This is a genomic window from Amycolatopsis sp. NPDC059027 (assembly GCF_042739735.1).
In the GTDB taxonomy this organism is placed as follows: Bacteria; Actinomycetota; Actinomycetes; order Mycobacteriales; family Pseudonocardiaceae; genus Amycolatopsis.
Genome location: NZ_JBHYIK010000125.1, coordinates 1 through 8,540 on the forward strand (window position 1 = coordinate 1; position 8,540 = coordinate 8,540).

The following is an 8,540-nucleotide window of genomic DNA, read 5'->3' on the forward strand; positions in this document are numbered from 1 at the left end:
ACAGCATTGAGGGACTCTGAGTCCCTCAATGTGGCATTCACGGACCTTTCCCAGCGGCGAATCCGGGCCGTGCTCCTGCCGCGAACGACGCGTACGCGACGCTCAACGTCCCGAACGGAGCGTTCGCGACATCCGGAAGCGGCCCGGACCCGTCAGGTCGCCGAGGCACCTCGGGCCGCCGCCCGCGCGGCCGCGGCGTCGCGGCGCTCTTCGAACCGCGCCGCCTGCGTGTCCAGCCCCTTGAGGAAGGCGGCGAGTTCCTCTCGCGCGGTCTCGCCGACCTCCCCGAGGCCTTCGAGGTCGAACACCTTCCAGTACCGCAGCAGCGGCATGACGACGTCGTCGTGGTGAATGCGCAGGTCGTAGATCCCGGCCTTGGCGATCAGCGCGGCCTTGCGCGCGAAGCTCGGGATCACCGCGCCGGGCATGGCGAACGTCAGGACCTCGTCGGCGATCGCGCGCATCATCGCGTCCGGGGCGATCTCCAGCGAGGCCTTCACCAGGTTCCGGTAGAAGACCATGTGCAGGTTCTCGTCGGTGGCCACCCGCGCGAGCAGCTTCTCGGCCAGCGGGTCCTTCGTGTACCGGCCGGTGTTGCGGTGCGAGAGCCGCGTCGCCAGCTCCTGGAACGAGACGTAGGCGAAGACGTGAAGCAGCGGTTTGTCGCCGCTGTCGTACCCGGCCTGCATGGTCTCCATCCGCATGCGCTCCAGCTCGACCGGATCGACCGCGCGGGTGACCAGCAGGTAGTCGCGGATGCAGATCCCGTGCCGCCCCTCCTCGGCCGTCCAGCGGTGCACCCAGGTCCCCCACGCGCCCTCGCGGCCGAACGCGCGCTCGATCTCGCGGTGGTAGCTGGGCAGGTTGTCCTCGGTGAGCAGGTTGACCTCGAGCGCGGTCCGCGCGACCGGCGACACCCGCGACTGCTCCGGATCCCAGGGTTCGCCGCCCAGCTCGGCGAAGTTCTTCCCCTCGCTCCACGGGACGAACTCGTGCGGCATCCACTCCTGGGCCATCGCGAGGTGCCGGTTGAGGTTCTCCTCGACTGTCCCCTCCAGTTCGAACATCAGGCGGGTGGTGTCGGAGACCGTCATGCGGGATTCCTTCCGGGACGTGGCGGCGAACCTACGAAGCCGTAACTTACGGTCCCGTAGGTAATGACAACGCGCGCCACCCCCGTCCGGTTCCCCGAAGCCGGAAGTCGTTACGGGGAAAGGGACTCCAGCGGACGACGAGCGGTCTCGACGCCGAAGAACACCAGGACCAGACCGCCAAGAGCACCCGCGGCGGCGAGCACGGCGAACACCGGCGCGATGCCGCCCGTGTCGACCAGCGCGCCGGTGAGCACCGGCCCGGCGATCACGCCCAGCCGCGCGAAGATCCCGCCGACACTCGCGCCGAGCGCCCGGCTGCGCGTCGGATACAGCTCCGGCCCGTAGAGGTTGAGGCCGAGGTTCACCGCGAAGACGAAGATCGACGCCGCCGAGACGAACAACATCACGCCGTACCCGGTCGCGGGATGGACCCACGCGGCGACGCCGAGGACCAGCGCGCCGCCGAGCAGGCAGACGGCCAGCCCCGGCCGCCTCCCCACCCGGTCGACGGTGAGGGCGAGGACCACGCAGCCGACCAGCCCGGCGGCCATGGTGATCATGCTGTACCGCAGGGAGGTGTCCAGCGGGAGGTGATACACGGTGGTGTAGATCGTCGGCAGCCACGACGTCAGGCCGTAGTTGACCAGGAACGCCACGAACCACAGCACCGAGACCACCAGCGTCCGGCGCAGATACCTGCCGGTGAACAGGTCGGCCAGCCGCGGGCGGGGCGCCGGGGCGACGGCTACGGGCGCGACCTCGGGCAGTGTGCCGAACTGCGCGACGGCCCGGCGTTCCAGCTCGTCGACGATCCCGGACGCCTCGGCCGTCCGTCCCCTGGCCGCCAGCCAGCGCGGCGACTCCGGGACCTGCCTCGGCAGGACGAACGCGAGCACCACCGGAAGCGCGCCGATCAGGAACAGGACCCGCCAGCCGAACGCCGGGACCACCCACGTCGAGACGAGCGAGGCGGCGGCGAGACCGAAGACGAACGCCAGCTCGTAGACCAGGACGTACCGTCCGCGCCGCGTGGCGCCGACGATTTCGTTGATGTAGGCGGCCGCCACCAGCACCTCGCCGCCGATACCGACGCCCTGCAGGAACCGCGCCGCCTGCAGCCAGCCGATCTCCGGGGCCGCGGCGGCGAGCGCGCTGGTCAGCGCGTACAGCAGCAGGCACCAGGTCAGCGTGCGCACCCGGCCCGCCCGGTCGGCGAGATATCCGGACAGCGCCGCACCCACCAGCATGCCGACCGATCCGGCGGTGATGGTGAGCGTGACGTCCGCGGTGTCCAAAGTGTACTGTTTCCGGATCGCGGGCAGCGCGTAGGCGATCAGGAGCTGGTCAAAGCCGTCGAAGAAGGTCACCACCCCGATGAGCAGGCGCACCTTGACGTGCCAGCGTGACAACGGGAGCCGTTCGATCCTGGCCGCGATCGTCCCGGCGTCGTTCACGATGTCCGTCACGACGCCACCTCGAAATCGAGATCACGCGACGTCGGATTGAGCATCCCCGCCACCCGCAGCGCGATTTCCCTTCTGCGATCGGGATCGGCGAGCCAGGCATGATCGGCCACGCAATGCTCGTCGATCTCGGGGCCGGTGGCGGCCTGCCGCAACGTCTGCTCGTGCGAAGCGGCGAGCGCGGCCACGTTGACCGGGCGCCGCGCCTGTTCGTACCGGCCGAGCGAAGCGTCGCTCACGCCCTCGACGTCGACACAGCGTTTGACGACCGCGGCGAGGACCTCGGCGTCGAGCATCGCCATGTTCATGCCCTGCCCGACCGTCGGCGGCACGACGTGCGCGGCGTCCCCGACGAGGCAAACCCGGTGGCGCACATAGCTTTTCGCGTGCCGCAGATGGATGCGGTAGGAGTGCGTGCCGTCGGTGATGACGTCCGGGGTGGCGACCGGTTCGAGGATCGGCGCGCGTTCGAGCAGCCGGTCCCGCAGCTTTTCCGGCGGCAGCGACCGCCAATGGCCGGCGTCCGCCGACTCGATCTGGAACGGGATTCGGACCTGCTCGCCGCCGTCGAGCGGGATGAGCATGGTGAGCCCGTCCTTGCCGACGTACCGCATCGAGCGGTGCTCCAGCTCGGGCACGCGCGGCCGCGGGCACGAGAGCATCAGGTACTCGTGCTCGTAGAGGTAGGGTTCCTCGACCTCGATCCCGAGGAACCGGGCCAGCTTCGACTGGGCGCCGTCCGCCGCGACGACCAGCTTCCCGCGCGCGTGAAAGCGTTGTCCGGCAATGGAACCGCCGATACCGACGACGTCGTCGCCGTCGACCAGCACCGTGTTCGCCTGCGCGCCACGGCATACGCGCACCAGATCCGGTTTCGCGGCGAACGCGGCGTACAGCGCGCGGTGGAAGTTGGTGTGCCGCAGGATGATCTGATGCTGGAACGGCCCCGGCAGGCCCTCGAAGTCCCAGGAGCCGAGAAAACCGTGCTTCCGGTGGAAGAACCCGGACCCGGACACGGGATAGCCGGAGAGTCCTTCGATCTCCGGCAGCACACCCCAGCGGTCGAGGAAACCCAGGCTCAGCGGCTGGATGGTGTCGCCGCGGTTCAGCTCGGGGAACTCGACCGCGCGTTCGAGCAGGATCGAGGTGAGCCCGTACTCGGCGAGGGCGTGCGCGGTCGCCGCGCCCGCGACCGAGCCGCCGACGATGACGACGTCGGCGTCCCAGCGGAGGTCCGGGTTCCCCTGCAGGTCGGTGTTGCCCAGCGAAAGCTCACGCATTCACCGAGTATTGCCCGCCGCATTGTGCGAGACGACATTCTTGCCCTTAAAGAGAAGCAGTGAGTCCTCTCGCACGCAGCACGGCGCGCTCCAGCGGGCGGAACACGATCAGCTCGATACCGATCCCGACCAGCAGGATGAGGAAGATCGCGGCGATCACGGTCGGCATGTCGTTGAACGACGAGCCCTCGTTGAGGTACGCGCCGAGCCCGATCCCGAGGTCGGGCGAGCGCGCGATCAGCTCGGCGGCCATCAGCGAACGCCACGAGAACGCCCAGCCCTGCTTGAGTCCCGCGAGGAAACCCGGCAGCGCGGCCGGGAGCAGGATGTGCCGCGCGGCCGCGAGCCGGTTGGCGCCCATCACCTTGCCCACGCGCGGCAGGATCGGCGGGATCTGGTCGATGCCCGCGACGAGGCCGTTGGCGATCGAGGGCACCGAGCCGAGCAGCACGACGAAGTAGATCGCGGCGTCCTTGGTACCGAACCAGATGACCGCGGCGGGCACCCACGCCACCGAAGGCAGGCTCTGCAGGCCGGTCAGCAGCGGGCCGATCGCCGCGCGCACCACACGCACCTTGGCCACCAGCAGGCCCAGCGGCGTCCCGAGGACGACCCCGGCCGCGAAGCCGAGCGCGGCGCGGTGCACCGAGGTCCAGACGAAGCCGAACACACTGCCGTCGACGACGGTCGCCCAGAACTTGTCCCACACCGCCAGCGGCGCAGGCAACGTCGTCTCGGGCCAGAACGCGGCCGCCCACAACACCTGCCACAGCACGATGAGCAGGGCGAGCGCGACCAGCGGAGGCAGCACGCTGCGAACGAACCGGCGACCGGCCGAGGGCCGCTGCTCCCCGACCGGCGTGTCGAGGGTGTCGAGGCCCGCTTCGACCCTGTCGATGTCGGAACGGGCGCTGCTGTCCGGTTCGGTCACGAGCCGGTCAGGCCGCGGCATGGGTACTGATCACCTCGCGCAGGTGAGCGGTGATCTCCTCGGTCAGCTCCTCGACGTCGGCCGACGGCACGTCACGCCACTCACGCACCACGCGTCCCGGGCGCGACGACAGCAACACGACGCGCTGGCCGAGCCGGACCGCCTCGCGCACGTCGTGCGTCACGAACAGCACCGACGTCCCGGTACGGCGGTAGACGCGCAGCAGCTCGCCCTGGAGGACGTCGCGGGTGATCGCGTCGAGCGCGGCGAACGGCTCGTCCATCAGCAACAACGCCTGGCCCTGGTCCTCACCGGTACGCAGCGTCGCGGCGAGTGCCCTGGCCAGCGCGACCCGCTGGCGCATCCCGCCGGACAGCTCGTGCGGCCGCTTGCCGCCCGCGCCGCCCAGCCGGACGAGGTCGAGCAGCTCGGCGACCTTCTCCCGGCGCTCGGCGCGGCCGAACCCGGCCAGCCGCAGCGGCAGCTCGACGTTGCGGGCCGCGGTGAGCCACGGCATCAGCGCGGCCTCCTGGAACATCACCGCGGGCCGCGAGGTGTTCAGCGTGATCTCACCCGAGCTCGGCTGGTCCAGGCCCGCGACCAGGTTGAGCAGCGTGCTCTTGCCGCAGCCGGACGCGCCGAGCAGGCAGACGAACTCGCCGGGCTCGACGGTCAGGTCCACGCCGTCGAGCGCGACGACCGCGCGACCGGTGGGGCCGAACGCCTTGCGCACGCCGTCGAGCCGGACCGCGGCCTCGGTGGACAGGCTCGGGACGGAAAGGGTCGTGGTCATCGCTGGCCTCCGGTCACTTGGTCAGTTCTGGGGCACTGACGGCGGGCTGTCCCTGTGCCTTGAGCACCTCGTTGAGCGGGCCGAAGTCGGCGAACCCCTTGAGGTTGACGGCCTCCTTCACGATCCCCGCGGTCACCGAGTCCTTGGCGAGCTGGGGGAACTGCGCGGCGACCGGGTCGGTGGTCAGCTCGATGCCGGAGAAGGCGCGGTCGAGCACGGCCTCGCCGAGCGTGCTGCCCGCCAGTTCCTTGAGCGCGCCGTTGACGACGGTCTTCGCCTCGGCCGGGTTCGTCTTCGCCCAGTCGATCGCGGCCAGCTCGCCCTTCAGCAGCGCACGCACCGTTTCGGGGTGCTGCTGGAGGAACTCGCTGCGCACGATGACCACAGTGGACGGAAACTTTCCTTGCGGCCACAGGCTTTTCTCATCGACGAGCACCTTCGCGCCGGCGTCGGCGACGAGCCGGGACGACCACGGCTCGGGCAGCCAGCCGCCGTCGACTTCGCCCTTCTTGAAGGTGTCGAGCGTCTTGGGGTTGTCCATCGCGGTGACCTTGACCTGGTCGGTCAGCTTCTTCTCGGCCAGGAACTTCTTCAGCGCGACGTCCTGGGTGTTCCCGAGCTGCGGGGTCGCGATGGTCTTGCCCTTGAGCTGCTCGACGCTGGTGATGTCCGGTTTGACGACCAGCTGCGCGCCGCCCGAGACCGCACCGGAGACCAGCTGGATCGTGCCCTTGGACTTGGTGAAGGCGTTGATCGCCGGGCCGGAGCCGATGAAGGCGACGTCGAGGGAGTTGCCGAGCAGCGCGTTGACCTCGTCCGGGCCCGCGTTGAACGTCTGCGTGGTGAGCTTGGTCTTGCCCAGCTCCTTGGCGAAGAAGTCCTTCTTCGTGCCGATGAGCGCCGGGGCGTGCGTCACGTTCGGGAAGTACCCGACCCGGACCTCGGCGGCGGCGCCCTGGTTCTGGGCGGGCCCCGAGGAACTGTCGGCACGGGAACAGCCCGCGAGCCCCGCAGCGGCGGTGAGGGCGGCTAGCACCGTGGCCAGGATTCGGGGTCTGTGGTGGGTGCGCACTTCGGGGCGTCGCCTTTCACGGGACGGGGCGGTCGTTGGCCCGAGACTCGCACGGTCACCCACCCAGCCGCATAGTCATCCGCATCCCGGGAAATCTCGTGAGAATCCTTGACATCGGTGCCCGGGACGTACTCACCAGGTCAAACGTCCATTCGCGACTTACATCGGCCCGCACTGTGTAACAGAACGTGTCGATCCCGCGAATCATGGGTAGCCGGTGCGATGGGCTGCGGGGTCTCTTCGGCACAGGCACCGGGAGGGTACGACAAGTGGCGGCGAGACACCCTCGGACGCTGATCATGACCGGCGTGCTGATCGCCGGGTTCGCGCTCGGGATCGTCGCGGCGACCCTGAAGATCCAGGACGGCGGGCACTCCGCGTTCGACACCACGCTGAGCACGCTGACCGGTTCGCTCTTCCTGGTCTCGGGTGCCGTCGCCCACGTGCGCCGCCCGGAGAACCGGATCGGCGCGCTGATCGCCATGGTCGGCGTGGCGTTGTTCTGCGAGGACCTGCAGTTCTCGCGGAATCCGGTGATCTACACGGTCGGGCTGGCGCTGACCGCGGCGTCCAGCCCGATGATCGCGCATCTCGTGCTCGCCTTCCCGCGCGGCGGGCTCCGCTCGCGATGGGAGCGGCTGGTCGTCGTCGCGGCGTACGCGGCCGTGCTGGCGTCGGCCACCCTCCGGATCGTGTTCGGCAACGATCCGCGGGACCTCGCCTCCGTGGTGTCCAAGCCGGCCGTCTACGACGTCGCGGTGCGGGTGCTGGACTTCGTCGGCGCGCTCACCGGCGCCGGCGTCGTCGTCATCCTGCTCTACCGCTGGCTCACCGGGCGGCTGCCGCAGCGGCGGCTGCTCCACCCCGCGGTCGCGATCGCGCTCATCGGCGCGTTCGCCTCGGCGGTCGGCAGCGCGCTCGGCCCCCATCACCCGCTGGCCGAACCGCTGCTGGACGTCTACCGGGTCGCGTTCTGCCTGTGGCCGCTGGCTTTCCTGCTCGGTGTCCTCCGCTCGCGCGTCGGCAACGCCGAGATGATCCGGCTGCTGCTCGAACGCGACGGCACCGGGCTGGCCGCGCTGGTGCAGGACGACCAGGTGTGGAAGGACAGCCGGTCGATCGACGCGCTCAACGCGGCCGCCGGGCTGGTGCTGGACAACCAGCGGCTCGCCGCGGAACTCGAAGAACGGCTGGCCGAGGTGCAGGCGTCGCGGGCGCGCATCGTGGCCGCGGGCGACGAGGAACGCCGCCGGATCGAACGCGACCTGCACGACGGCGCCCAGCAACGGCTCGTCAGCGTCGTCCTGCTGTTGCGGATGGCCGAACGGCGGCTCGGCACCGACCTCGGGCCCGAGGTGCGCACGCTGCTCGCCGGGACGGTCGCGGAACTCCAGTCGGCGATCACCGAACTGCGGGAGCTGGCGCGGGGTATCCGGCCCGCGATCCTCACCGAGGCGGGCCTGGTCGCGGCGGTCCGCTCGCTGCTGGACCGGACCCCGGTGTCCGTCGAACTCGCGGTGAGCGAGGTCCCCCGGCTCGACGCGGCCGTCGAAGCCACCGCGTATTTCCTGACGTCCGAAGCGCTGACGAACGCGCTCAAGCACGCCAAGGCCGACCACGTGCGGGTCGAGATCGCGGTGGAGGGCGAGGGCCTGCGGGTCGAGGTCGCCGACGACGGCGTCGGCGGCGCCGACATCGACGGCGGCACCGGGCTCGCCGGGCTGCGGGACCGGGTGCGGGCGCTGGGCGGCGAGCTGTACGTGCACAGCCACGCCGACGCCGGAACCTGCGTCTCCACCACGATCCCGCTGCGCTGAAGGGGGGGGGGGGGGGAGCCCGCGCGCGGGTGAGCGACCCAGGCGGGGAGGGCCCCCACCCACCCCCCACCCACCCCCCAGCACGCGCGG

At 70.5% G+C, this 8,540-nt stretch carries 7 protein-coding genes; 1 reads left to right on the forward strand and 6 read right to left on the reverse strand.

Annotated elements, in window-relative coordinates; all coding sequences use genetic code 11:
- Nucleotides 1-152: 152 nt before the first annotated feature.
- From ACFWY9_RS43355 to ACFWY9_RS43380, 6 genes are all read right to left on the reverse strand, one after another.
- The gene (locus ACFWY9_RS43355; RefSeq protein WP_378322766.1) at nt 153-1,094 is read right to left on the reverse strand and encodes an acyl-ACP desaturase; all 942 of its coding nucleotides are present in this window, start codon (nt 1,092-1,094) and stop codon (nt 153-155) included.
- A 110-nt stretch (nt 1,095-1,204) separates the two neighbouring features.
- Nucleotides 1,205-2,560 (reverse strand): MFS transporter, encoded by a 1,356-nt coding sequence (locus ACFWY9_RS43360; protein ID WP_378322767.1) that lies wholly within the window; start codon nt 2,558-2,560, stop codon nt 1,205-1,207.
- Nucleotides 2,557-3,837 carry an FAD-dependent oxidoreductase gene (locus ACFWY9_RS43365; protein WP_378341635.1) on the reverse strand — a complete coding sequence of 427 codons (1,281 nt, stop codon included), beginning with the start codon at nt 3,835-3,837 and terminating at the stop codon, nt 2,557-2,559. The genes ACFWY9_RS43360 and ACFWY9_RS43365 overlap by 4 nt, the downstream gene beginning before the upstream one ends.
- Before the next feature lie 46 nt (nt 3,838-3,883).
- The gene (locus ACFWY9_RS43370) at nt 3,884-4,789 is read right to left on the reverse strand and encodes an ABC transporter permease (protein WP_378322769.1); all 906 of its coding nucleotides are present in this window, start codon (nt 4,787-4,789) and stop codon (nt 3,884-3,886) included.
- Nucleotides 4,776-5,561, reverse strand: coding sequence for an ABC transporter ATP-binding protein (locus ACFWY9_RS43375; protein WP_378322770.1), 786 nt, complete (start codon nt 5,559-5,561; stop codon nt 4,776-4,778). The genes ACFWY9_RS43370 and ACFWY9_RS43375 overlap by 14 nt, the downstream gene beginning before the upstream one ends.
- A gap of 13 nt (nt 5,562-5,574) precedes the next feature.
- Nucleotides 5,575-6,633 (reverse strand): ABC transporter substrate-binding protein, encoded by a 1,059-nt coding sequence (locus tag ACFWY9_RS43380; RefSeq protein ID WP_378341636.1) that lies wholly within the window; start codon nt 6,631-6,633, stop codon nt 5,575-5,577.
- 299 nt (nt 6,634-6,932) lie between these two features.
- Between ACFWY9_RS43380 and ACFWY9_RS43385 the strand changes: the two genes are divergently transcribed.
- Entirely contained in the window at nt 6,933-8,450 is a 1,518-nt protein-coding gene (locus ACFWY9_RS43385; RefSeq protein WP_378323124.1) for a sensor histidine kinase, read from the forward strand.
- Nucleotides 8,451-8,540 lie beyond the last annotated feature (90 nt).

What these genes read in the sequence shown, in the direction of transcription:
- ACFWY9_RS43365 (WP_378341635.1), bottom strand. Translation starts at nt 3,837, where the DNA reads ATGCGTGAGCTTTCGCTGGGCAACACCGACCTGCAGGGGAACCCGGAC.
- ACFWY9_RS43385 (WP_378323124.1), top strand. Translation starts at nt 6,933, where the DNA reads ATGACCGGCGTGCTGATCGCCGGGTTCGCGCTCGGGATCGTCGCGGCG.
- ACFWY9_RS43370 (WP_378322769.1), bottom strand. Translation starts at nt 4,789, where the DNA reads ATGCCGCGGCCTGACCGGCTCGTGACCGAACCGGACAGCAGCGCCCGT.
- ACFWY9_RS43375 (WP_378322770.1), bottom strand. Translation starts at nt 5,561, where the DNA reads ATGACCACGACCCTTTCCGTCCCGAGCCTGTCCACCGAGGCCGCGGTC.
- ACFWY9_RS43355 (WP_378322766.1), bottom strand. Translation starts at nt 1,094, where the DNA reads ATGACGGTCTCCGACACCACCCGCCTGATGTTCGAACTGGAGGGGACA.